The following is a 23,254-nucleotide window of genomic DNA, read 5'->3' on the forward strand; positions in this document are numbered from 1 at the left end:
CACGGATTTCGCATGACACCATCCGCAAGCTGCGTTAATAATCAGTTTTCCCGGGCAGCAAGGAGCGAACAGCATGCGACATCATCCCGTAACCTCATCACGCATTTATTCCATTGGTTATGACAGCCGCAGCCTCACGCTCGAAATCTGTTTTCACGATAAAAGCATTTATCAGTATCAGAACGTTCCGGAGCGGATCTTCACGGTTTTTCTGACCGTTGTCTCGAAAGGCCGCTTTTACGATGGCGTGGTCAAAGGAAAATTCCCCGAAAAAAAAGTCGCCTGAACAGGTAGCTGCCCGCCGTTCTTATAATCTGTCAGGATAAGTTTTTTCACTCTTATAACGGAAACCGCAATGTCAAAAAACAGTCCTTCCACGCCCTATTACGCCGTGATTTTTACCTCCGTGCGCACAGCGGTTGATGACGGTTATGGCGCAATGTCCGATCGTATGATGGAACTGGCGATTAATCAGCCGGGTTTTCTCGGTGTCGATTCCGCGCGTGAGGAAGTGGGAATTACCGTCTCATACTGGGAATCACTTGACGCGATTAAAAACTGGAAAGCAAACGCTGAGCACGCGATAGCGCAGAAAACCGGACGGGAAAAGTGGTATCACTCCTTCACCACGCGCATCTGCCGGGTTGAAAAAGAGTATTCGTTTGCTGCGCCACAGGAATAATCCATCGATTTTACTGCCTGGAAACATGCCCGGAGTGAAAAACTGCCGGAGTTCCGGGCATGTACGGTGAGAATATTTTTCGCTAACAGACGCTTGTTTATAAACCGCAAGCAGGTACACGCACTGATTCAATCAGCGCTGAAAAACTTGCCAGCGAACACATTCCCTGCGCATTTTTTTCGTTGCATGCCGTGAGCTTCAGATCCACTTGTCCGGGTGGATTTTCCAGCGATAAAGGCTGCATTTCCCGCATTTCCCGCATCTCCTGCAATGTCTGATAAACGAACGAAACCTGAATCCAGTCGCTATTATCACTGAGCCGCTTCCATCTTTCGAAAACCAGCTCACCGCCCGGCGGAGTATTATCGGGCTGAGCGGGGAGCAACCAGTTAATACCTAATGCCCCGCTGATATTGGCCAGATTGGTATCGTGCCCGGCAATAAATAACAAAGAAACCGGCAAGTTAATGCCATAGCTATTTTCGGCTGACCCTTTCGTTACCAGCGCAGTGCGAATCAAATCGAGTAAGGGCGTTGCCTTGCTACGTGCCACTTCTGGCGTTTTTTGCAAAAGGTCAAACTGCGCGTTGTGCAGACTTAATAACTCGCCCCATTCTTTCTCCCCCGCTATCCGTCCCCAGGCCACTTGTGGCATACCCTGAGCCTGCTGGAGCAGGAATATCTCTGTCAGCATTGAAGAAAGCCCCCATGCGCCGGTTAACGAAACATTATCCGGAGTGGCGTTGAGTTTCGTGGGTAAGACCTGGGTTAATGAGCAGCCATTATTCTGCCCGGTTGCTTTGCATTTTTCTGACTGAGAGAAATTTAAAACCTTTTCCAGAGTCTGAAAGGCTGGTTGGTATCGTTGCGCGTAGTGCCCGATATCGCCTCCGGCCTGGTTCAGAATCGCCTCTTTCACTTTTACAGGGTTGAATGAACATTTACCCGCTTTTATGGGGTTAAAAACAGGATCTGTTCGGGTTTGCTGTTGTTGATAGTGCACCGGGATATGGCATTCTGGCGCAAACCCGGCAAGAAATGCTTCACCTGTTTTACGCGTTCGTTGATCCGTATCGGCAACGACAGCGACCTGCGCAAACGGACACGTTTTATCGCCTTGCAGACCTTTCTCCGCCAGCCGCAAACGCTGATACTTCCCCAACTCAGAAATAAGCTGCCCTCCACGCGGCGTCAGCCAGCCTAAAGGCACGTCCCATTGTGGCCACTGATAAGGTGTGACGGCTTGCATGAGCGCGGTGGATTTTGTCGGTGCCCTTACGCCATGGCGGCTGAGAATGACCACGCGTTCCAGCTTCATTTCGCTCTTTCCCGAAGCAAGCGCTGGAACCGAACCGAATATCAGCGTTAAAAAAATGAAACGAACAATCAAGGTGTTCATTGCTTACATCTCCCTTGCTGTTATAGAGATAACAGGATATTTCTCCCTACCAGGCGATACAGGTTTGAGGAAGATCCTACGGACAGAAGACGGTAAAATGCATGATGTTTATATTCAGCGAATGCGCAAAAGCGAACGAAAACCACACTATTCTTTATCCTTTGCAGGGGCAAGATGAAATGCGCTCGTAAAACGCGCTGGCATTCGTCGCCGGAATCCGTACCATACGCGCATACTTTTGCCTGCTGACTTTTGAGTGCCGGCGCTAATCTGTATTTTATTGCCAGCCTGAAGGGGCATAAAAACGCGCAAATGGCTTATGGCGCATGGACAGAGGTAATGAACCAGAATCGCACTGTCACAGGGAATAATCGGCTGTCCCTTGCGGATTTGGTTTGCCCACGTCGTGCTCCCGACGCATCCAGAGAAAAGAAATAATGACCGAGAAACAAGAGATTACAAAGAAAGAGCAGTACAACCTGAACAAACTGCAAAAACGTCTGCGCCGTAACGTCGGCGAAGCCATTGCCGACTTCAACATGATTGAAGAAGGCGACCGCATCATGGTCTGCCTTTCCGGCGGCAAAGACAGCTACACGATGCTGGAAATTCTGCGCAACCTGCAACAAAGCGCGCCGGTCAATTTTTCGCTGGTGGCGGTCAATCTCGATCAGAAGCAACCGGGCTTCCCGGAACATATTCTGCCGCAGTATCTGGATGCGCTCGGCGTTGAGTACAAAATCGTGGAAGAGAATACTTACGGCATCGTGAAAGAGAAGATCCCGGAAGGCAAAACCACCTGTTCTCTCTGTTCCCGCCTGCGTCGCGGGATCCTCTACCGTACGGCGAGCGAACTGGGTGCGACCAAGATTGCCCTTGGCCACCACCGCGATGACATTCTGCAAACGCTGTTTTTGAATATGTTCTATGGCGGGAAAATGAAGGGCATGCCGCCGAAGCTGATGAGCGATGACGGCAAACACATTGTGATCCGCCCGCTGGCTTACTGCCGCGAAAAAGATATTGAGCGTTTCTCAGAAGCGAAAGGTTTCCCGATCATTCCGTGCAACCTGTGTGGTTCGCAGCCGAACCTGCAACGCCAGGTGATTGCCGATATGCTGCGTGACTGGGACAAACGTTATCCAGGGCGCATCGAAACCATGTTCAGCGCCATGCAGAACGTGGTGCCGTCGCATCTCAGTGACGTCAATCTGTTTGATTTCAAAGGTATTACGCATGGTTCGGAAGTGGTCAACGGCGGCGACCTGGCGTTTGACCGCGAAGAGATCCCGTTGCAACCGGCTGGCTGGCAGCCGGAAGAGGATGACGCGCAGCTCGATGAACTGCGTCTTAACGTCATTGAAGTGAAATAAATCCCAGCCTCTCTGCTGCGTGCAGAGAGGCTGGTTTTACAACAGCCGTACGCGGCAGCTCTTGCCTTTAATCTTCCCGTTCTGCAACTGCTTCCACGCCTGACGCGCCACACTCTGGCGAACAGCCACATAAACATGCGCCGGATGCACGGTGATTTTACCAATGTCCGCGCCATCCAGCCCCATATCGCCGGTCAGCGCGCCCAGCACATCGCCGGGACGCATTTTGGCTTTTTTACCGCCATCAATGCACAGCGTGGCCATTTCCGCTTCCAGCGGCACCACTTTGACGTTAGCTGGTGCGTTGCACCAGTTCAGCTTCAGTTGCAGCATTTCCGCGAGAATATTGGCGCGCTGTGCCTCTTCCGGCGCACAGAAACTGATTGCCAGGCCGCTATTACCCGCGCGCGCAGTACGTCCGATACGGTGTACGTGCACTTCCGGATCCCATGCCAGTTCGTAGTTCACCACCAGCTCGAGCGACTTAATGTCGAGACCACGCGCAGCGACATCGGTCGCCACCAGCACGCGCGCGCTACCGTTGGCAAAACGCACCAGTGTTTGATCGCGGTCGCGCTGCTCCAGATCGCCATGCAGCGCCAGTGCGTTCTGCCCCGCGCCGTTCAGCGCATCGCACACTTCCTGACAATCTTTTTTGGTATTACAGAACACCACACAGGAAGCCGGACGGTGCTCGCTTAAGAGCTTTTGCAACAGTGCGGCTTTGCCCTGACGGGAAACCTCGAAGAACTGCTGTTCAACGGCGGGCAGCGCATCGACGCTATCGATTTCAATGGTTTCCGGGTCGCGCTGGACGCGGCCACTGATGGCGGCAATCGCTTCCGGCCAGGTGGCTGAAAACAGCAGGGTCTGCCGTGAGGCAGGCGCAAAACGGATAACGTCATCAATCGCCTCGCTGAATCCCATGTCGAGCATGCGATCGGCTTCGTCCATGACCAGCGTTTGCAGGTTATCCAGGGTAACGGTGTTTTTTTGCAGGTGATCGAGCAAACGCCCCGGCGTGGCAACAATAATGTGCGGCGCATGTTGTAATGAATCGCGCTGCGCACCAAATGGCTGGCCGCCGCAGAGAGTCAGCACTTTGATATTGGGCATATAGCGCGCCAGGCGGCGTAACTCGCTGGCGACCTGATCGGCCAGCTCACGCGTCGGGCATAAAATCAATGACTGCGTCTGAAATCGGCTGGCATCAATATGTTGCAATAAGCCCAGCCCAAACGCCGCCGTTTTGCCACTGCCTGTTTTTGCCTGCACGCGGACATCTTTTCCGGCGAGAATGGCAGGCAGCGCAGCGGCCTGGACTGGAGTCATAGAGAGATAGCCCAGATCGTTAAGATTCTCGATCTGGGCGGCGGGCAAAGCATTTAAGGTTGAAAAAGCGGTCACAATAAAGTCTCGCGATAAAAGGGCTGAGATCAGCAGGCGCGTATCCTCTCAGATCTGCCCTGTTTACGCGACATCTTAATGGGTTCTTCATCCGGCGGCGGGTCCGGCATCGGTTGCGGATGTGGAATGGGATCGGGAATCGGGATCGGATCGGTTGGAACCGGATCGCTGGGATATGAGGAATTGCGTGTATTCATCATCGCCTCCTTTACGTGAGATATCTTGTTAAGGGTAGTCGCAGGTAAAAAAGAGGCAAAAAAAAGCCGACTCATTAAGTCGGCGTCGTACGAATCAATTGTGCTATGCAGTAATTCAAAAAAGGAAGTAAGACAATATGGAGCGCAACGCCCATCGCTTGACGTTGCATTCACCTGCGAGAGAAATATTGCCCTGAATAGGTATTGTATTTATTGACCTCGCTCAAACTATCTGGCGTTTTTATGTTCAAAAAATGTTAAAAAAGTGAAATTTTACAGCCAGTTACTACGATGCAACCACCAGGTAACACCGCCGATCAGTACCACCAACATCACGCAGAAGATCGAAAAGCCGAATTGCCAACCGCCTCCCGGAATGCCGCCCAGATTGACGCCAAACAAGCCGGTAAGAAAGGTACTCGGCAAAAACACCATTGCCATCAACGACATGGTATACGTGCGTCGCGCCAGCGACTCCTGCATCACCTGCGTAATCTCATCCGTCATCACTGCCGTACGTGCAATGCAGGCATCGATCTCATCCAGGCCACGCCCGAGGCGATCGGCGATATCCTGCATCCGACGGCGCTGATCGTCACTCATCCACGCCAGACGTTCACTGGCCAGCCGTGAAAAGACATCACGCTGCGGCGCCATATAGCGGCGCATAACAATTAACTGTTTGCGCAGCAACGCCAGAATTCCCCGCGGCGGAATTTGCTGATCGAGCAGGTTATCTTCCAGATCGATAATCCTGTCGTGCAAGGATTCAATAAATTCGCTGGCATGATCGGTCAACGCATCGCAAACATCCACCAGCCAGGCGCCACTATCCGTTGGGCCGGACCCCTCTTCCAGATCCCTGACCACATCATCCAGCGCCATAACTTTACGCTGACGCGTGGAGACAATCATCCGCGAATCCATGTATAACCGCACGGCCACGAGCTGGTCGGGTCGTTCATCAGTGCTGCCGTTAATGCAGCGCAGCGTAATGAGCGTCCCCTCACCCAGCCGGTTAACGCGTGGACGCGTACTTTCTCCGGAAAGCGCATCACGCGCACTGTTCGGCAGCAACGGCGTTGAGGCCAGCCACTGTGCACTCTCCTGATTGGTATAATTCAGATGCACCCAGCACGGTGTTTGTTCAGTAATAATGTCATCATCTTCGAGCGGCTTAACGCCCCCTTTTCCATCCAGCCGCCACGCAAAAACCGCATCCGGGACATTCACCCCGGAGCCTTTTAATGCTTCCACAGCGCCTCCAAAATCAGCAAGGTATTGCTGTCAGTCTAGCCGGATGAGAATCTTAAGCAATCATCACGCTGAATTTGTTAACAAATTCACGCAAACTGCAAATAAAAAACCCGGTTTCCCGGGCCTTGTTGTTCAGTACAGAGATCTTCAGAAGGAGTGCCAGTAATTTTCCTGATTCTGCAAAACCGGCGTTTTGACGCGCTGGCGCTGTTTTTCCGGCGGCAACGCGGTCTCCGCTGCCACGCGTGCTGCCGGAGCGCCCTCGATCAAACGGAATTTACCGGTCCGTTTTTGTAACTCCTCGACCTGATGTTTCAGTACGTCAGAGGAACTGGCAAGTTCATCAACCGTGGTGACGTTGCTCTGTGTCACTTTTTCTAACTCTGCTAACGCCAGGGTGATCTGCGAAATGCCTTTTTCCTGTTGCAACGTCGTGACGGCAATTTCATCCATCAACTTACTGACCACGCTCGCGCCAGAAACAATATCATGCATGTTTTGTTCTGCTTCGTTCACCACTGTCGCACCCTGCGTCACGTTATCTGTCGTTTCGGCAATCAGGGATTTGATATTTTTCGCCGCCTCAGCGCTGCGATGCGCAAGGCTACGCACCTCACCGGCCACTACGGAGAACCCCTTTCCGTGATCGCCTGCTCGCGCTGCCTCTACCGCCGCATTGAGCGCCAGAATATTGGTCTGGAAAGCGATACCGTCAATAATCGAAATAATCTCCGTCATCTGATTGGCGCATTCGGTAATTGACTGCATATTTTTCGCTACCTGCCCCATTAAATCCCCACCTTTTAACGCACATCTGGTCGCATCTTTAGCGCGGGTGCTGGCGATGCGCGTATTGTCGGCATTATTTTTGGTGCTGGAAGCCATTTGTTCCATGCTGGAGGCGGTCTGTACCAGTGCAGCAGATTGCTCCTCGGTTTTAACGGAGAGGTCAGCGCTACGCGTGGCCAGTTCAGCCGAAAGATTGAGGGCAGAATCCGAAGAGGAGCGAATTTCTCTGACTAAGGTAGCAATGCTGGCAGAAAGTGAGTTGATTCCGGGTATTAAGCGACCGGCGCAGTTATTTCCAAATTCAGGAATAACAATAGAAAGATTTCCTGAGGTTACCTCTTCTATACTTTTTTTAACAGTATTAATCGGCGTCACTAAATATTGCGTCATATACAGCCAAAGTAATGCCAGCGAAGTAATGGAAACAACTGCGGTAGTCATAATCAGGGTGGCATTTTTTGAGAGAATGATCACCAAAACTTCCATGAGAATAAAAGAGAAAAGCAAAAATAAAATAATAAAAGTCCTTACACTAATATGTCTTAACATAGTGATACCCACCAAACTGCGGAAGAAGGTAAGATCGTTATAGCATTCGAAATATACTTTTACACGGCTAAATTGATACTGCGCAATGTTCACGGTTAAGTAACTACAATTCAGATTAAGTCAGGCCATTCATCTGAACATAAACCACCATCCCAACACAAACCGCCAGATAATGCGATAAACCCGGAATTCAACATCAAAATATATCATATAAAAAACAGCCTGACTCAGTGAGCCTCACAGCATATTTCCTTCTTAATTTAGTTTTAGCCTCGCTTAAATCATCCACTTTTTTTTAAGTTCCTGTTGTTAATGTCGATAAATAAAAGATGCTCCATGTTTATTAATTTGTCCTCGCAATAATAAACTCAGCGCAACCATTAAATTCATCAGGTTAGTTGCTAAAATTAGTGCCAAGATTACATATCAACTCTTTTGCCTGCGTGGATGACATATGCTTTATGTTTCGTGGGACCCTATTCTGGTCGGCATCTCTTTTTTGGTGGCATTCATTGCCTCATTTGTCGCACTCGATAGTGCAGGTAAAGTGCTGAACTCAGAACCTCGTAGCGCCCTGTTCTGGCGGATTTCTGGTGGAGCCACATTGGGCATGGGCATCTGGTCAATGCACTTTGTCGGTATGCTGGCGATGAAAATGCCGATAATGATGCATTATGATTTTGAATTAACCATCCTCTCATTTGTTATTGCTTTACTGGCCTCCACGCTGTCGCTCAATATCGCCGTCAGCAGCCATACCTTGCCGATAAAGCGCCTGATTTTCGCCACCCTTGTCCTCGGCAGCGGCGTGGTGTCGATGCATTATATCGGCATGGCAGCGATGATGAGCTTCGTCAGCATTTACTGGAATATCCCGCTGGTGGCGCTGTCGATCGTGATTGCCATCGCCAGCGCCTGGGTCGCGCTGTGGCTGGCGTTCAGCCTGCGGCAAAATACGCACGGCGTCTTTATTAATCGCGTTTTTGCCTCGCTGGTGATGGGCATTGCCATTTGCGCCATGCACTATACCGGCATGAACGCCGCGACCTTCAGTAATGATGGGCTCGGCATTATCGTGCGTAGCGATGCCATACATATCATGAGCCGCGGCGTCGGCGAGCAAGGACTGTCACTGTGGGTCGCCACTACAACGCTGGTGATTTTTGGCATCATGCTTTTTATCTCGATGATCGATTCACAATTGCGGACAGCACGCCTGACCGACAGTCTGCGTCAGCTAAACCTGCAACTGGAGAAACAGGCGCATTATGATCCCCTCACCGGGCTGGCAAACCGTATTCAGCTCGATATTTTGCTGGATTCCTGCCTGAATCGCGCAGCGGAAGAGCAGACGACCTTCGCGCTGATTTATATGGATCTGGATCGCTTCAAGCTGGTGAATGATGCCTGGGGACACCATATTGGCGACCGGTTGCTGGTCGTGGTGGCAGAACGGCTTTCCGCCTGTATTAATGACAAAATGTCGCTGGCCAGGCTCGGTGGTGACGAATTTACGCTGCTGGTGCCGCAGACCAGCGAGGAAGAAGTTGACGCCCTGATTCGCCGCCTGATCGCGACCATTCAGCACCCTTTTTATGAATTAAGCCATGTCATCAATGTATCGCTTAGCGCCGGGGTGAGTTTTTATCCGGAGCACGGTGAAAACGCCCATGAGCTGAAGCTGAAAGCCGATACCGCCATGTACAGCGTGAAGCAGGAAGGTCGCAATGGCTGGGCGATTTATCACGCCGGAATGGCGCAGAAAACCGCCGATGCGCCACAGTTCTTGCAGGACTTGTCGCAGGCGCTGACGCGTAATCAGTTTGAACTCTGGTATCAGCCGCAATATACCGCGCCCGAACAAACCCTTGCCGGATTTGAAGCCCTGCTGCGCTGGCGTCACCCGCAGCAGGGGGTTTTGCTGCCGGCAACGTTTCTGCCGATGCTGGAAAAAACCGGACTGATTCTCTCTGTTGGTCAGTGGGTGATCGAATCTGCCTGTCGCCAGTTACATTACTGGAATACCCAGGGTTTTCCCCACCTGACATTGGCGATTAACCTCTCGCCCAGCCAGTTTGAACAGCATGATATTTATGAACAGGTCACTGATGCCTTGACCCGTTACCGTGTCGACCCGACGCGCCTGACACTGGAAATCACCGAGAACACCGCGCTGAAAAACCTTGAGCGTAGCGTTCATCTGCTGACCCAGTTTGCGCAGTTGGGGATCACGGTGGCGATTGATGATTTTGGTACCGGTTATTCCAATATGCTGATGCTGAAAAAATTGCCTGCCACTGAACTCAAAATTGATAAAAGTTTTGTGAAAGATATTCGCGAAAATAGCCGCAACGTGAAAATTGTCTCGACGATAATCGACATTGCCCACTCGATGAATATGCGTGTGGTCGCCGAAGGAATCGAAACGGCAGAACAACATGCATTGCTCACCAATATGGGCTGTGCTTTTTTACAAGGTTTCCTGTTTGCCCGTCCACAACCCGTCGAGAAGATTTCAGCGTTGCTTAAACATAAACCTTTCGCGTTGTCACTGGAATGTTCAGAGCCGTCACAAAAAAAACCTGCATAAGGCTCTACATTTCATGTGTGTTGCAATAAAGTTAGTAAATTGCCGCAACATCTGGCCAGCGGCGACATTGCAACCTGCGCAATAAGTGGAGTAGCCATGCTTAAATATCACCTGGATGCGCTGAATGTCCTCTCCACGCCGGTTTGGGTGGTCGCCCCTGACACGGAAACGTTGTTATTTTCTAACACACAGGCGCAGAAGCTGGCGGCGGGTCGTTCATTGCGTGAAATGCGCAGTGGCCTCTTTTCTGCCATTGCGCAGACCAGCCTCTCAATGTATTTACCCTGCCTGCAAAATCACGAAGATGTGGTCGAAATCTGGAGTATTTGCCCTTCCGGTGAAGAGTGTACGATCAGTTGCCGCGCCGTGCTGCGCGAACTTGAAACTGTCGGTGAAGTGCTCATTTTCGAAGGCATTTCCGGTGGCGCTGCAGCCGCCGCGCTCAAGGCCAACCACTCCTCCTCTTACCGGCCGAGTAAGCAAGGGTTCTACGCCCGTTTTTTCTATACCACGTCAGCCCCAATGCTGCTTATCGATCCCGTCCGCGATGGCCTGATCGTGGATGCCAATCTCGCTGCTCTGCGCTTTTATGGTTACGATCATGAAGAAATGTGCCAGAAGCACACATGGGAAATTAACACCATGGGGCGCAGCGTCTTGCCGGTGATGTCAGAAATCGCCAGGCTGCCTGGTGGACATAAGCCGCTCAATTTTATTCATCAGTTGGCCGATGGCTCAACGCGACATGTGCAAACCTACGCCGGGCCAATTGAGATATACGGCGAACGCCTGATGTTATGCATTATTCATGATATTACCGAACAGAAGCGGCTTGAGCAGGAGCTGGAATACGCTGCACACCGCGATGCCCTCACCGGGCTTTTGAACCGCCGTCAGTTTTATCACCTGACAGAGCATGTTCTGCCGACCGTGCTCGATTTTTGCGTCATGCTGGTCGATGCAGATCATTTCAAACATATTAACGATCAATTCGGTCATCAGTGCGGGGACGAAGTGCTGATCGAACTTGCACGCACGCTGGAAGCCAACAGCCGCAGTGGTGATTATGTCTTTCGCTGGGGTGGCGAAGAATTTTTACTGTTGTTGCCGCATACCCGCATAGATACCGCGCTGGACGTGGCGGAAGCCATCCGCCTGGCGGTAGTGAATATCGCCACGCCCGGTCTGCCTGACTTTACCGTCAGTATCGGCGTCGCGCGTCATTTGCAAAATGAAAGCCTCGATGCCCTGTTCCGTCGCGTCGATGAAGCGCTTTATCGCGCAAAAAATAACGGTCGTAACCAAGTACTTGCAGCCTGAATGAAGGCAAAAAAAAGCGCCCGCTTTCGGGCGCTACGGCGTTATTGCGGCATTAATGAATGCCCAACCGCCAGGCAAAATCGATCTCTTCTTTTAATTCTGTATGCGAAAGGGTCAGCAGATCCGCAAACTCCAGCCGGAGTCGTTTGAGTTTTTTGAGGTACTCGGCCGGTGTCATCGCACTGCGATCGCGACGCAGATATTCGATAGCCAGTTGGGTTGGGTCTAATTCAGTCTCCATAACGTCCTCTGAGGTAGTAAACACCCTTCTATTATACCACCGAATGCTGTCTGTTTTTTGACCATAATCGTAAAAGAGCTGGGTTTATCCGCGGAAAATGCCGCTCCGAACGACCTTACAAAAAAAGGGGTTGCGCCACTAAATGATAAAGATTATCTTTCTCAATACTGAATAGTTGAGTTAAACACTCAGGTATTCGGTACGACATTGCTCACATTGCTTCCAGTATTTTTCGCCCGCTCAATGTAGCGGGCTTTTTTTGGCCAGTACCCGAGAACGGTCATTCACATTCCCGCAACGCTCCTTATTTCCTCCATTGTCCCTTCACATTCCTTAAGTAAAATTCTTAACACTCCTGCTAAGACAGGAATCATTCCGTAATCAATGAGTTTCCCCTTACTTCCCGTGACGTAAGGGGATTTTTTTTATTAATGCTTAATAATGTATAGCGTGCGGCTGTATGCCACATCTTCCGGGTTGTTAATCGGGTATCCCTTCAGCCACGGCTTAATTAAGCGCCCATTGGTGTACTGATAAATCGGCGCAATCGGCGCTTTTTCGGCAATAAGATGCTCCGCCGCGTTGTAGTCCACGTTACGCGCTTTGGCGCTGGTTTCCTGCGCCGCCTGTGCAATCACTTTGTCATAGCTTTCATCATTGAAACGCGAAATATTGCTGCTGCTTCCCGACGTCAGTATCGACAGGAACGTGGACGGTTCGTTGTAATCCCCCACCCATGACGCGCGGATCACATCAAAATTGCCGCTGTTACGGCTGTCGATATAGGTTTTCCACTCCTGGTTTTGCAGCGTCACATCCGCGCCCAGACTCTGTCGCCACATTGAGGCCACTGCGATAGCAATCTTCTGGTGACTTTCAGAACTGTTATACAGCAACCGGAGTTTAAGCGGCCGCTGCGGGCCGTAACCTGCCGCCTGCAATAACGTTTTCGCCTGCGCGTTCAGCTCTGCCTGACTCATCGATTCAAATTGTGAACGTTCCGGGGTGAAACCTGCCGTCACGTCCGGCGTTAAACGCCATGCGGGTTTCTCGCCAGTGCCCAGCACTTTTTGCGCGATCACACGACGGTCGATCGTCATACTCAGCGCCAGACGCACGCGGGGATCGGACGTTGGACCTTTTTGCGTATTAAATGCGTAGTAATAAGTGCCCAGTTGCGGCGGCGTGTAAACCTGCCCCGGGATATCTTTCAACAATTTCTGATAGAGGTTTTTCGGGAAAGATTCGGTAATGTCGACGCCATTCGCCAGGTAACGCTTGGTGGCAGCGGACTCCTGATTGATGGGCATAAACGTCACCTTATCGATCACGGTTTTGCCGTCATCCCAGTAGTGCTTGTTGCGGTTGAGCACCAGCTTTTCGTTCACCACACGATCGCTCAGCACAAACGCGCCGTTACCGATCAGATGACCCGGACGCGTCCAGTCTGCGCCGCTTTCAACATTCGCTTTTTGTACCGGGTAGAGCGCGAAACTGGCCGCAAGACTCGGGAACCACGGTACGGGACGGGAAAGTTGCACGCGCAACGTGCGCGCATCCACCGCGCTGACGCCGAGCTTATCCGGCGTCGCTTTACCCTCGGTAATATCCTGCGCATTGGCCAGACCCGCCAGCGCCGCAAAGCTGGCAAAAGGCGAGGTCGTTTTCGGATCCACCAGACGCTGCCAGCTATAAACGAAATCCTCTGCGGTTACCGGCGAACCATCAGACCAGCGGGCATTGTCACGCAGGGTAAAAATCCAGATGCGATTATCATTGCTCTGCCATTTGCTGGCGACGCCGGGAATAATGTTGCCCTTCTCGTCCTGATTCACCAGCCCTTCGAACAGGTCGCGCAGCACCTGAATCTCCGGCAGACCCACGGCTTTCGCAGGATCCAGCGAGGCGGGTTCATCTTTCAGATGACGCACAACTTCCTGCGTTGCCGCCAGTTGCGTACCTGGAGGAACATCAGCAGCAAACGATACAGAAGAAAAACCGCACAGCCAGAGCGCGCAGCACAGCGTGGAAACTCGATGCGTCATGGGATCCCCTTTTGATGTGTCATTTCCCGGCAATAGAAGTGTAATTATTTGTTTTAACATACCGGAATGCAAACCTGGTCAGTCAAAAAATTGATGATGGACAGTAATTTAACCTCCATGGCAAGATTTGCGTCACACCGATTTTTGCTCAACACTTGCTGTAAGCAAACGCCAGAACAAAGGAAATTTATGCCTGTCACACGACCACGTCCGCAGCGGGGCCGTTTTGCCCCCGGAAGCGAAGAGTTTGGCCGCTCACAGCTTGGCGCGCCGCTGATCTGGTTCCCGGCACCAGTCGCCACGCGCGAAAGCGGTTTGATCATCGCCGGGACTCACGGTGACGAAAACTCCTCGGTCGTCACGCTTTCCTGCGCCCTGCGCACGCTGAAGTCCGATCTGCGCCATCATCATGTGGTCCTCGCGGTCAATCCGGACGGTTGCCAGCTTGGCCTGCGCGCGAACGCCAATGGCGTCGATCTCAACCGGAATTTCCCCGCCGCCAACTGGAAAGCAGGTGAAACGGTTTATCGCTGGAACAGCGCCGCGGATGAACGGGATGTGGTGTTGCTGACCGGTGACGCGCCCGGTTCTGAACCGGAAACGCAAGCGCTGTGCCAGTTGATTCATCGCATTCACCCGGCATGGGTGGTGACGTTCCATGATCCGCTGGCATGTGTGGAAGATCCGCAGGAAAGTGTGCTTGGCCAATGGTTGTCCAGCCAGCTCTCCCTGCCGCTGGTCACCAGTGTTGGTTACGAAACACCCGGCTCTTTTGGAAGCTGGTGCGCGGATATCGGTCTGCACTGCATCACCGTTGAGTTTCCGCCGATCTCCGCCGACGAAGCGAGCGAAAAATACCTCGCGGCAGTGACAGAATTACTGCACTGGGATCCTCAAAGATGAAGCGTGCCGGTAGTAAAGTGCAGCGCCGGTTCGACGTCCACCGCCAGCCACGTCGGGCCATCCAGATCGGCGAAGCGCACACGGTTTGCCAGCGGTAATGCCGCGCTGATGGCGCGCGACGTGCAGATCATGCAGCCCAGCATCAGCGCAAAACCCTGCTTTGCGGCCTCGTCGGCCAGCGCCAGCGCTTCCGTCAGACCGCCGGTTTTATCGAGCTTGATGTTGACCATCTCGTAACGCCCGTGCAAGGACGCCAGGCTTTCCCGCGTATGGCAACTCTCATCAGCGCAAATGGGCAACGGGTGGATAAAGTTGGCCAGCATCTCGTCGTTCCCGGCCGGAAGCGGTTGTTCCAGCATCGCCACACCTAAATCCGCCAGCAGCTGGCAACGCGCCGCAAGGCCTTCGGCATGCCACGACTCATTGGCATCGACAATCAGTGTCGCTTCGGGCGCTGCGGCGCGGATCGCCACCAGCCGCTCACTGATCAAGTGATCGTCAAGCTTCACTTTCAGTAACTGAGCGCCCTTCTCGCTGAGCGCCGCCGCGCTGGCCGCCATCTGCTCCGGCGTGCCGATCACCACGGTCTGCGCCGTGATGACATTTTGCGGCAATGTAACGCCTGCATAGTGTGTCAGGGTCTGGTTTGCTTTGCGCGCCGCCAGGTCCCAGAGTGCAGAATCCACGGCATTTCGCGCAGCGCCGGGCGGCAAGAGCGTTTGCAACTCCTCGCGGCTGAGCCGGGTTTCCAGTTGCGGCACAATGGTCAGTATCTGCGCCATGACTGACGCTTCGCTCTCACCGTAACGCGGATAAGGCGTACATTCACCGGAGGCTTTAATGCCATCTTCTTCCAGTTCAACCACCACCACGCGCGCTTCGCTGCGGGCGCCGCGCGAGATCACGAACGGAGTGTGCAGCGGCCAGGTTTCCTCATAAACTTTAACGTTGCGCATTCCTCTCTCCTCTGCCGCAATGTAAACCAGTATAGATATGAAAATTGGTTTGCCGTGGTCTCGGCGGATGGCATACACTAGCCCCGACGTTAACTATATGTAAACAGGAAGATATTATGTCACAACTCGTTCATTTTCAGGGCAACCCGGTTCCCGTTGCAGGCGCAATCCCGCAGGTTGGCGCACAAGCCAAACCGTTTACGCTTGTGGCTAAAGACCTGTCTGACGTCTCTCTCGCGCAGTTCGCGGGCAAACGCAAAGTACTGAACATTTTCCCGAGTATTGATACCGGTGTTTGCGCAGCTTCTGTCCGCAAATTCAACCAGTTAGCCACTGAAATTAGCAACACAGTGGTACTGTGCATTTCTGCCGATCTGCCGTTTGCGCAATCCCGCTTCTGCGGCGCGGAAGGCCTGAGCAATGTGATTACACTGTCAACGCTGCGCAGCGCTGATTTCCTGGAAAACTACGGCGTGAGCATTTCTGAAGGCGCACTGAAAGGCCTGGCGGCACGCGCTGTCGTGGTACTTGATGAAAACGATAAGGTTATTTTCAGCCAGTTGGTCAATGAAATTACTACTGAGCCGGATTACACTGCGGCACTTGACGTGCTGAAAGCCTGATATTTCAGCCCGGCAGCGAACGCTGCCGGGTTTTCTTTACTCTTCGCTTTTCTTCTGGCTTAAACCATATTCCCGCAACTTATTGGCAATCGCCGTGTGCGATACGCCAAGCCTGCGCGCCAGTTTACGCGTACTGGGATAGTTGCGATAAAGCTGGGTCAGCACCGAACGTTCAAACCGGCTGGTGATCTCATCCAGTGAACCTTCCATTGCATCTTCACCCACTGCAACAGTAGCTGCGTCGTAATCCGGCAACAAAATATCCTGCGCGCGCAGTTCATAACCTTCCAGTTGCGTTAACGCCCGGTAAATGGCGTTTTTCAGCTGACGGACGTTGCCCGGCCAGCTATAGCGGTTCAGCAACGGCGGCAGATCCTGCGATAATTTTGGCCGTGGTACGCCCTGCTCATCGGCGAAACGGGCAACAAACAGTTCCGTCAGCGGCATGATGTCCTGCGGACGTTCGCGCAGCGGCGGCAAATTCAGCGTCAGGACATTCAGACGATAATAGAGATCCTCGCGAAACAGCCCCTTCTGTACCAGCTCCACCAGGTTACGTTGCGTGGCGCAAATCACTCTGACATCAACATGCACTTCATGATCTTCGCCAACGCGGCGGAAAGTCCCGTCGTTGAGGAAACGCAGCAGTTTGACCTGCATACGCGGCGACATTTCGCCAATTTCATCCAGCAGCACCGAGCCGCCGTTAGCCTGTTCAAAAAACCCTTTTTTCCCTTCCGGCGCATGACCGAAAAGTTCGCTCTCGACCGATTCTTCCGGGATCGAGGCGCAGTTCAGCGCCAGATACGGCTTCGCCGCTCGCGGGCTGGCGAGGTGGCAGGCATGCGCTAGCAGATCTTTTCCTGTACCGGTATCGCCGGTAATCAACAGCGGTGCGGTCAGCGTCGCCAGTTTGCGCGCTTGCTCGACCACATGCTTCATCTTCTGGCTGGCAGCGACAATCTGGCTGAAGGCGCTGATATCCTGCGGGCTGATATTCTGTAACTGCCGTCCCATGCGCACGGTGGAACGCAGCATAACAACGGCGCCTGTCAGCATCGGTTCGCCGGTTTCCCCTTCCAGGTGCACCGGGGTAATTTCCATCAGGAAGTTTTGTCCGCCGATCACCACATGTTCGCTATGGGAGTTATGCGGGTTCCCCTCCAGCCAGCGCTGGAAGTTAAAACCGGGGATCAGTTGTGCGGCATTGTGGTTGCGTAATTTGTCGATATCCTGCGTGAAAAGCTGGCAACTGGCCGGGTTTGCCAGCTCAATTTTACTTTTCATGTCCAGCGACAGTACCGGCTCAGGCAGCGCTTCCAGCAGCGCACTCAGGGCGCGGTGCTCGCGCTCAGACGGCATCCACGATACGGTGCGAACGTCGGTAACGCCGGGAATGCGGCGAATTTCAGCCATCAGGCTACTGAATGTATCGAACTGAAGCGCGGCGAAATTGAGGTAAATACGCCCGACTGGATCAATTTCGATGCCGCGCAAATCAATGCCGCGCAGCACCAGTAAATCGAGCAATTCACGTGTCAGACCAAGACGATCCTCGCAAAAAACTTCAAGACGCATGGGAATAACCACCCTTTTTTCATTCACGTAATAAAAGGATGATAAGCCACTTCCCGGCTGGCAGGAAGATGTCTGTCAACAAATATTGACAGCCTGCCGGAAAAAGCGGCATAGCGCTGTAAAGATAAGCGCGCAGTGCCGTTGTTACTCCGCCGGCCGCTTTTGCAGGCTCTCTTTAAGCTGACCAATCAGCTGGCGACGGAAATCGCCGAGTCGGGGTTTATCATCATCCAGCCACGGCAAAGGGCGGCACAATTCCATGGCCTTAATTCCCAGACGCGCCGTCAGCAACCCGGCGCCAATTCCCTGTGCGGCGCGAGCAGAAAGCCGCGCAGCGAGATCCTGCGATACCCAGTCCATTCCCACTTCGCGCACCAGTTCACTGGCACCAGCAAAGGCAATATTCAGCAAGACCAGGCGGAATAATCGCAAGCGGCTGTAATAGCCCAGTTCAATACCATAAAGCGTGGCGATACGATTGATCAGCCGCAGGTTGCGCCAGGCGATAAACGCCATATCCACCAGCGCCAGCGGACTGACTGCGATCATTAATGTGGATTCGGCCGCCGAACGGCTGATTTCACGCCGCGCCTGCGCATCCAGCACCGGCTGCACCAGGTGAGCGTAGAGGCTGACAATTTCACGATCGCTTTGCGTTTCGTGAATGGCTGCATACCAGCGCTGCATTGCCGGGTGTGCATGATCGATGCCTGCCTGCTGCGCCAGCTTTTCGCAAAACGCGCGGCCTTTGCCAGTACCATGGCTGTGCAGCAAATCACGGGCTTCATCACGCTCCTGCGCTCGCTGCCGCAAACGCCAGAGCCGCCGCCATTCGCTGGCGACCGAACCGACGCCAGCGCCGATGATCAACGCGCCGGCCGCACAGCCACCGAGCGCGACCCAGTCCTGGGTCTGCCAGGCGTTCATCGTCCACTGCACACCCTGACCGATAACGCTCACGCCAAACAGCGCCAGCCCGGCGCTAACCATTTTGCGCCACAGACTGCGCTTCGGACGCAGCGCGGATTCCACTACGGCTTCCGCCTGCCCGTCGGTTGGCAAATTGTCAGTGACGAGCGGCGAGAATTTCTCCGCCTGCTGTGCGTCAAAAGTTTGCGCGCCTTTAAACTGCGCGTCGGTTTCCGCATCCAGCGGCCCGGCGAAATCGATTCTTGGTTTTAGCGGCTCGCTCATCGCAATTTATCTCCAATTAAAAACTCCAGCGCGGCATCGAGGCGGATATGCGGTAGCGGCGTATCCACATCCATCGCCTGTGGGCGAAAAGCTTCAAAGCTGAAACCCTGTTTATCCCAGAACGCCTGCCCCGGCAGACGCGCGGGCACTTCACCCGGATAAAAGGTCAATGGCGTACCGTCACTCAGACGATGCCCGCGCAAGGCCGGGATTTTCTCGCCATTCACCTCAATGATGCCGCTCTGCGTCGCCTGTACCGAGGCCAGCCCCATGCAATCCATGCTAATACCTTCAAAGGCCGCATTCTGCCAGGCATCCTGGATGAGTTGTTGCAGCAACGACACCATATTGGCGTGCTGATCGAGCGTCACATGATCGGCTTTGGTGGCGGCAAACAGCAATTTATCGATCACTGGCGAAAACAGACGCCGAAACAACGTGCGCTGACCATAATGGAAACTTTGCATCAGTTGGGTCAGTGCCAGCCGCATATCATTGAACGCCTGCGGACCGTTGTTCAGCGGTTGCAGACAATCCACCAGCACAATCTGGCGATCGAACTTCAAAAAGTGATGTTTGTAGAAGCCCTTCACCACATGTTCGCAGTAATAGTTGTAGCGCTCGCGCAGCATCCCGGCATTGGTGTGTTTATCGGCCTGCGCCAGTTTCGTCTCGCCGCCGCTATCGACATCCGGCCACGGGAAAAATTGCAGCGCGGGCGCACCCGCCATATCACCCGGCAGCACAAAGCGCCCAGGCTGAATAAAGTGCAGGCCTTCACGTTTGCACTGATGCAGGTAGTCTGTCCACGCGGCAGCAATTTCCGCCAGACGGTTCTCATCGGCTGGCGCAAGCGGATCGAGATCGGCGCACAACACGCGCCATTTTTGCGACCACGCCTGGCGTTGCCCTTGCAAAAGCCCGGTCATCTGCCGCGACCAGCTCAGGTAGTCCTGCGCCAGCATTGGTAAATCCAGCAGCCACTCGCCGGGATAATCGACAATCTCCAGATAGAGCGTGGAGGTCTCTTTGAAATGGCGCAGCAGCGAATCATTCGAGCGGAAACGCAGCGCCAGACGAATTTCACTGACGCCGCGCGTTGGCGTCGGCCAGGCGGGCGGCGTTCCATAAAGCTGGGCCAGCCCTTCATCGTAGGTGAAACGGGGAATGCCAAAATCGCGCTGGGGAACGCGTTTCACACCCAGTAACCGCTCTTCGCGCACGGCGCTCAGCAACGGCAATCGCGCGCCAGCATGCAGGGTAAGAAGTTGATTGACCAGCGCCGTGATAAACGCGGTTTTTCCACTGCGGCTCAGGCCGGTGACCGCGAGGCGTAAATGCCTGTCCATGCCGCGGTTCACCAGCGCATTCAGTTCGTTCTTAAATCGGTCCATCGCCATGCTGCATTGCCCTTAGGGTGAAGCCGTAAATCACTTATTTTACATGCCTCTCGGCCATAAAGCGGCGAGAAAATTTATCTGCTGCACGCTTCAGTAACGGTTCCAGTGCAAATGCCAGCAGTACTCTGGCCGGACGGCGGGCCACGGATTTAACCGCCCAACCGGCGACGCCCGCCGGGCCATAACGCAGCGCGGTGAGCAAAACCAGCTTACCGGCGAATTTTAACCCCGGTTTGACATGCTGCCGTGCCTGTTGCCAGTGACGATTCATGATTTACCTCTTAAAGCTGACGGAAACGGCTGCGCAGCGAGAAGCTGTCGGAAGTGACATAGCGTTCCATCTGGCGCAGGCGATGTTCCCCTTCAGCCAACTGCGCATCGACGATATCGAGCAATTCGCTGCTGGAGGGAACGCTTTCCCCTTCCGCGTAATTATCCGGCAGCGGATCGAGGACAAAAAACAGCACGATATAGGCGGCGACGACAAAGAAAAACAGGCCGAAAAACATTGCCAGGATCGCCAGAATACGCACCACTTTGACTTTGATATCCAGATACTGCGCAATACCGGCGCAGACGCCGCCCAGTTTGCCGCGCTGCGGGATACGCCATAATTTCTTATTCAGATCTAACGTTGCCATCAGCGATCCCTCCAGTTCGGATGCTCAGCATCAAGAATATCTTCCAGCGCCTGAATACGTTCGCGCATCCGAGCAGCATCGGCGGAAAGTTGCTGGAGCCGCTGCTGCTCGTTCTGATTCAGATCGCCGCGCTGGCGATTGTTGTAATGCAGCCATAACCAGACGGGCAGAACAAACAGGATGAATAGCGTCAGGGGTATAGCCAGAAAAAGCGTGCTCATGTGTACTCCTTACAGCAAGTGAGGCGGCATCTTCTGATACCGCCTTATTATTATTGGTTGTCCTGTTTCATTTTGGCTTTCAGTTGCGCCAGTTGCTCGCTGATTTCGTCATCCGCACGCAGTTCGGCAAATTGCTGATCCAGCGATTTTTGTTTACCAAAGCCGTGGCTTTCGGCTTCCGCTTCCATCTGATCGATACGACGTTCGAAAGATTCAAAACGCGCCATCGCCTCATCCAGTTTGCCGCTATCCAGTTGACGGCGCACATCGCGCGAGGAGCTGGCCGCCTGGTGGCGCAGGGTCAACGCCTGCTGACGAGCACGGGTTTCGCTGAGTTTATTTTCCAGCTCGCCAATCTCTTTTTTCATCCGCGCCAGACTTTCATCCACCAGCGTGACTTCCTGGCCCAGAGTCTCAATCAGCGCGGTGACTTTCTGTTTTTCGATCAGCGCCGCACGCGCCAGATCGTCTTTATCTTTACGCAGCGCCAGTTCAGCTTTCTCCTGCCACTCTTCTTGCTGGGCCGTGGCCTGCTCAATACGGCGCGTCAGCTGTTTTTTTTCCGCCAGCGCACGCGCTGAAGTTGAACGCACCTCAACCAGCGTATCTTCCATCTCCTGAATCATCAGGCGCACCAGTTTCTGCGGATCTTCCGCCTTTTCCAGCAGCGAGTTAATGTTGGCGTTCACGATGTCGGCAAAACGAGAAAAAATACCCATAATCTGTTCCTCTTCCTGTTTCTGTTATCGGGCGTGGCCCTGCTACATGACTACATAGCCCTGCTATTACAATCTTCGTGCCAGGTTTTTATTTAATTGATTTTTAAGAAATTGAATAATTTTACCGCAGCGACGTTTTCATTTAGAGTGGTTAATAAGACCAACTAATGGCGAATTTCATCATGTCAGAATATAAGGATAACCTGCTCGGTGAGGCCAATAGCTTTATCGAGGTGCTGGAACAGGTTTCGCGCCTTGCGCCGATCGATAAACCGGTACTGATCATCGGCGAGCGCGGCACCGGTAAAGAGTTGATTGCAAACCGTCTGCACTTCCTCTCCTCGCGCTGGCAAGGGCCATTTATCTCGCTTAACTGCGCGGCGCTGAATGAAAATCTGCTGGATTCCGAATTGTTCGGCCACGAAGCCGGCGCCTTTACCGGCGCGCAGAAGCGCCATCCAGGCCGCTTTGAGCGTGCCGACGGCGGAACACTGTTTCTCGACGAGCTGGCCACCGCACCAATGCTGGTACAGGAAAAACTCCTGCGGGTCATTGAATATGGCGAACTCGAACGCGTGGGTGGCAGCCAGCCTTTGCAGGTGAATGTGCGGCTGGTCTGCGCGACCAATGCCGACCTGCCACAGATGGTGCTGGACGGCACCTTCCGCGCCGATCTGCTCGACAGGCTGGCCTTTGACGTGGTGTTGTTGCCACCGCTGCGCCAGCGCCAGAGCGATATCATGCTGATGGCCGATCACTTTGCCATTCAGATGTGCCGGGAACTTAAATTGCCGCTGTTCCCCGGCTTTACCGAACGTGCCCGCGATGTGCTGATGAATTACGCCTGGCCCGGAAATATTCGCGAGCTAAAAAACGTGGTGGAACGTTCAGTTTATCGCCATGGGCGCAGTGATGAGCCGCTTGATACCATCATTCTTGACCCGTTTAACCGTACATTGACTGCACCGAAGGCTGAAGAGAATACCTCAATTTCCCTGCCGCTGGATTTGCGTCAGTTTCAGCACCAGCAGGAAAAGCAACTGCTGCAGCAGAGTCTGCAACAGGCGAAATTTAACCAAAAACGCGCCGCGGAATTGCTGGGACTGACCTATCACCAGCTACGGGCACTGCTGAAAAAGCATCAAATAAGCTGAAATCGTCGACAATAAC

Annotated in this window: 23 protein-coding genes; 9 read left to right on the top strand and 14 right to left on the bottom strand. The window is 53.3% G+C overall.

Going from position 1 to position 23,254, the window contains the following annotated elements:
* The first annotated feature begins 73 nt into the window (after positions 1-73).
* Entirely contained in the window at positions 74-286 is a 213-nt protein-coding gene (locus tag DK872_RS14915; protein WP_090396754.1) for a KTSC domain-containing protein, read from the top strand.
* Between the two features lie 69 nt (positions 287-355).
* Positions 356-682 carry an antibiotic biosynthesis monooxygenase gene (locus DK872_RS14920; RefSeq protein ID WP_007371978.1) on the top strand — a complete coding sequence of 109 codons (327 nt, stop codon included), beginning with the start codon at positions 356-358 and terminating at the stop codon, positions 680-682.
* 97 nt (positions 683-779) lie between these two features.
* On the opposite strand, the gene DK872_RS14925 is transcribed toward DK872_RS14920, so the two are convergent.
* Positions 780-2,045: an AppA family phytase/histidine-type acid phosphatase gene (locus DK872_RS14925; protein WP_370520912.1), complete on the bottom strand. Its 1,266-nt coding sequence runs from the start codon at positions 2,043-2,045 to the stop codon at positions 780-782.
* Here DK872_RS14925 and DK872_RS28005 point away from each other — a divergent pair.
* Both DK872_RS28005 and ttcA read left to right on the top strand, forming a co-directional pair.
* Positions 1,930-2,259, top strand: coding sequence for a hypothetical protein (locus DK872_RS28005; protein WP_370520913.1), 330 nt, complete (start codon positions 1,930-1,932; stop codon positions 2,257-2,259). The genes DK872_RS14925 and DK872_RS28005 overlap by 116 nt on opposite strands.
* A gap of 259 nt (positions 2,260-2,518) precedes the next feature.
* Complete coding sequence (ttcA, locus tag DK872_RS14930) at positions 2,519-3,454, top strand: tRNA 2-thiocytidine(32) synthetase TtcA (protein ID WP_071920873.1); 936 nt, start codon at positions 2,519-2,521, stop codon at positions 3,452-3,454.
* Between the two features lie 36 nt (positions 3,455-3,490).
* Here the strand turns inward: ttcA and dbpA are convergent, their stop codons facing one another.
* From dbpA to DK872_RS14945, 3 genes are all read right to left on the bottom strand, one after another.
* Positions 3,491-4,861 (bottom strand): ATP-dependent RNA helicase DbpA, encoded by a 1,371-nt coding sequence (gene dbpA / locus DK872_RS14935; RefSeq protein ID WP_072438944.1) that lies wholly within the window; start codon positions 4,859-4,861, stop codon positions 3,491-3,493.
* Positions 4,862-5,331: 470 nt separating this feature from the next.
* A complete protein-coding gene (zntB, locus tag DK872_RS14940; protein ID WP_007371974.1) occupies positions 5,332-6,315 on the bottom strand; it encodes a zinc transporter ZntB in 984 nt (327 codons plus the stop codon).
* A 147-nt stretch (positions 6,316-6,462) separates the two neighbouring features.
* Entirely contained in the window at positions 6,463-7,653 is a 1,191-nt protein-coding gene (locus DK872_RS14945; RefSeq protein ID WP_161518540.1) for a methyl-accepting chemotaxis protein, read from the bottom strand.
* A 454-nt stretch (positions 7,654-8,107) separates the two neighbouring features.
* Between DK872_RS14945 and DK872_RS14950 the strand changes: the two genes are divergently transcribed.
* Both DK872_RS14950 and DK872_RS14955 read left to right on the top strand, forming a co-directional pair.
* Positions 8,108-10,243, top strand: coding sequence for a bifunctional diguanylate cyclase/phosphodiesterase (locus DK872_RS14950; protein WP_035885564.1), 2,136 nt, complete (start codon positions 8,108-8,110; stop codon positions 10,241-10,243).
* A gap of 96 nt (positions 10,244-10,339) precedes the next feature.
* The gene (locus DK872_RS14955) at positions 10,340-11,563 is read left to right on the top strand and encodes a sensor domain-containing diguanylate cyclase (protein ID WP_007371970.1); all 1,224 of its coding nucleotides are present in this window, start codon (positions 10,340-10,342) and stop codon (positions 11,561-11,563) included.
* A gap of 52 nt (positions 11,564-11,615) precedes the next feature.
* Here the strand turns inward: DK872_RS14955 and DK872_RS14960 are convergent, their stop codons facing one another.
* Both DK872_RS14960 and DK872_RS14965 read right to left on the bottom strand, forming a co-directional pair.
* Positions 11,616-11,804, bottom strand: a complete 189-nt coding sequence (locus DK872_RS14960) for a YdiH family protein (protein WP_007371969.1) — start codon at positions 11,802-11,804, stop codon at positions 11,616-11,618.
* 428 nt (positions 11,805-12,232) lie between these two features.
* Positions 12,233-13,849 carry an ABC transporter substrate-binding protein gene (locus tag DK872_RS14965; RefSeq protein ID WP_161518497.1) on the bottom strand — a complete coding sequence of 539 codons (1,617 nt, stop codon included), beginning with the start codon at positions 13,847-13,849 and terminating at the stop codon, positions 12,233-12,235.
* A gap of 189 nt (positions 13,850-14,038) precedes the next feature.
* Here DK872_RS14965 and mpaA point away from each other — a divergent pair, with 189 nt between their 5' ends.
* Positions 14,039-14,752 carry a murein tripeptide amidase MpaA gene (mpaA, locus tag DK872_RS14970; RefSeq protein WP_007371967.1) on the top strand — a complete coding sequence of 238 codons (714 nt, stop codon included), beginning with the start codon at positions 14,039-14,041 and terminating at the stop codon, positions 14,750-14,752.
* On the opposite strand, the gene ycjG is transcribed toward mpaA, so the two are convergent.
* The gene (gene ycjG, locus DK872_RS14975; RefSeq protein WP_007371966.1) at positions 14,743-15,708 is read right to left on the bottom strand and encodes an L-Ala-D/L-Glu epimerase; all 966 of its coding nucleotides are present in this window, start codon (positions 15,706-15,708) and stop codon (positions 14,743-14,745) included. The two genes, mpaA and ycjG, sit on opposite strands and share 10 nt — an antisense overlap.
* Positions 15,709-15,824: 116 nt before the next feature.
* Here ycjG and tpx point away from each other — a divergent pair, with 116 nt between their 5' ends.
* On the top strand, positions 15,825-16,331 hold the full coding sequence (gene tpx / locus DK872_RS14980) for a thiol peroxidase (protein WP_007371965.1): 507 nt from the start codon (positions 15,825-15,827) through the stop codon (positions 16,329-16,331).
* Between the two features lie 36 nt (positions 16,332-16,367).
* Here the strand turns inward: tpx and tyrR are convergent, their stop codons facing one another.
* The 7 genes from tyrR to pspA all read right to left on the bottom strand — a co-directional run bounded on the left by tyrR (position 16,368) and on the right by pspA (position 22,084).
* Positions 16,368-17,909 carry a transcriptional regulator TyrR gene (gene tyrR, locus DK872_RS14985; protein ID WP_035885556.1) on the bottom strand — a complete coding sequence of 514 codons (1,542 nt, stop codon included), beginning with the start codon at positions 17,907-17,909 and terminating at the stop codon, positions 16,368-16,370.
* Positions 17,910-18,053: 144 nt separating this feature from the next.
* Positions 18,054-19,103 carry a YcjF family protein gene (locus tag DK872_RS14990; RefSeq protein ID WP_161518498.1) on the bottom strand — a complete coding sequence of 350 codons (1,050 nt, stop codon included), beginning with the start codon at positions 19,101-19,103 and terminating at the stop codon, positions 18,054-18,056.
* Positions 19,100-20,497, bottom strand: a complete 1,398-nt coding sequence (locus tag DK872_RS14995) for a YcjX family protein (RefSeq protein ID WP_035885809.1) — start codon at positions 20,495-20,497, stop codon at positions 19,100-19,102. The genes DK872_RS14990 and DK872_RS14995 overlap by 4 nt, the downstream gene beginning before the upstream one ends.
* 40 nt (positions 20,498-20,537) lie before the next feature.
* Entirely contained in the window at positions 20,538-20,774 is a 237-nt protein-coding gene (gene pspD, locus DK872_RS15000) for a phage shock protein PspD (protein WP_007371961.1), read from the bottom strand.
* Between the two features lie 10 nt (positions 20,775-20,784).
* On the bottom strand, positions 20,785-21,144 hold the full coding sequence (pspC, locus tag DK872_RS15005) for an envelope stress response membrane protein PspC (protein ID WP_007371960.1): 360 nt from the start codon (positions 21,142-21,144) through the stop codon (positions 20,785-20,787).
* Positions 21,144-21,365, bottom strand: a complete 222-nt coding sequence (gene pspB / locus DK872_RS15010) for an envelope stress response membrane protein PspB (RefSeq protein WP_007371959.1) — start codon at positions 21,363-21,365, stop codon at positions 21,144-21,146. Before pspB ends, pspC begins: the two co-directional genes overlap by 1 nt.
* A gap of 50 nt (positions 21,366-21,415) precedes the next feature.
* On the bottom strand, positions 21,416-22,084 hold the full coding sequence (pspA, locus tag DK872_RS15015; protein WP_035885550.1) for a phage shock protein PspA: 669 nt from the start codon (positions 22,082-22,084) through the stop codon (positions 21,416-21,418).
* Positions 22,085-22,251: 167 nt separating this feature from the next.
* On the opposite strand from pspA, the gene pspF reads away from it, so the two are divergent.
* Positions 22,252-23,238 carry a phage shock protein operon transcriptional activator gene (pspF, locus tag DK872_RS15020; RefSeq protein WP_161518499.1) on the top strand — a complete coding sequence of 329 codons (987 nt, stop codon included), beginning with the start codon at positions 22,252-22,254 and terminating at the stop codon, positions 23,236-23,238.
* Positions 23,239-23,254 lie beyond the last annotated feature (16 nt).

The organism is Kosakonia sp. MH5 (assembly GCF_009935945.1).
In the GTDB taxonomy this organism is placed as follows: Bacteria; Pseudomonadota; Gammaproteobacteria; order Enterobacterales; family Enterobacteriaceae; genus Kosakonia; species Kosakonia radicincitans.

Bases quoted from the DNA above. Each gene is read 5' to 3' on its own strand.
- DK872_RS14915 (WP_090396754.1), top strand. From the start codon at position 74: ATGCGACATCATCCCGTAACCTCATCACGCATTTATTCCATTGGTTAT.
- DK872_RS14920 (WP_007371978.1), top strand. From the start codon at position 356: ATGTCAAAAAACAGTCCTTCCACGCCCTATTACGCCGTGATTTTTACC.
- DK872_RS28005 (WP_370520913.1), top strand. From the start codon at position 1,930: ATGAGCGCGGTGGATTTTGTCGGTGCCCTTACGCCATGGCGGCTGAGA.
- ttcA (WP_071920873.1), top strand. From the start codon at position 2,519: ATGACCGAGAAACAAGAGATTACAAAGAAAGAGCAGTACAACCTGAAC.
- DK872_RS14945 (WP_161518540.1), bottom strand. From the start codon at position 7,653: ATGTTAAGACATATTAGTGTAAGGACTTTTATTATTTTATTTTTGCTT.
- DK872_RS14950 (WP_035885564.1), top strand. From the start codon at position 8,108: ATGCTTTATGTTTCGTGGGACCCTATTCTGGTCGGCATCTCTTTTTTG.
- DK872_RS14955 (WP_007371970.1), top strand. From the start codon at position 10,340: ATGCTTAAATATCACCTGGATGCGCTGAATGTCCTCTCCACGCCGGTT.
- DK872_RS14960 (WP_007371969.1), bottom strand. From the start codon at position 11,804: ATGGAGACTGAATTAGACCCAACCCAACTGGCTATCGAATATCTGCGT.
- DK872_RS14965 (WP_161518497.1), bottom strand. From the start codon at position 13,849: ATGACGCATCGAGTTTCCACGCTGTGCTGCGCGCTCTGGCTGTGCGGT.
- mpaA (WP_007371967.1), top strand. From the start codon at position 14,039: ATGCCTGTCACACGACCACGTCCGCAGCGGGGCCGTTTTGCCCCCGGA.
- ycjG (WP_007371966.1), bottom strand. From the start codon at position 15,708: ATGCGCAACGTTAAAGTTTATGAGGAAACCTGGCCGCTGCACACTCCG.
- tpx (WP_007371965.1), top strand. From the start codon at position 15,825: ATGTCACAACTCGTTCATTTTCAGGGCAACCCGGTTCCCGTTGCAGGC.
- tyrR (WP_035885556.1), bottom strand. From the start codon at position 17,909: ATGCGTCTTGAAGTTTTTTGCGAGGATCGTCTTGGTCTGACACGTGAA.
- DK872_RS14990 (WP_161518498.1), bottom strand. From the start codon at position 19,103: ATGAGCGAGCCGCTAAAACCAAGAATCGATTTCGCCGGGCCGCTGGAT.
- DK872_RS14995 (WP_035885809.1), bottom strand. From the start codon at position 20,497: ATGGACCGATTTAAGAACGAACTGAATGCGCTGGTGAACCGCGGCATG.
- pspD (WP_007371961.1), bottom strand. From the start codon at position 20,774: ATGAATCGTCACTGGCAACAGGCACGGCAGCATGTCAAACCGGGGTTA.
- pspC (WP_007371960.1), bottom strand. From the start codon at position 21,144: ATGGCAACGTTAGATCTGAATAAGAAATTATGGCGTATCCCGCAGCGC.
- pspB (WP_007371959.1), bottom strand. From the start codon at position 21,365: ATGAGCACGCTTTTTCTGGCTATACCCCTGACGCTATTCATCCTGTTT.
- pspA (WP_035885550.1), bottom strand. From the start codon at position 22,084: ATGGGTATTTTTTCTCGTTTTGCCGACATCGTGAACGCCAACATTAAC.
- pspF (WP_161518499.1), top strand. From the start codon at position 22,252: ATGGCGAATTTCATCATGTCAGAATATAAGGATAACCTGCTCGGTGAG.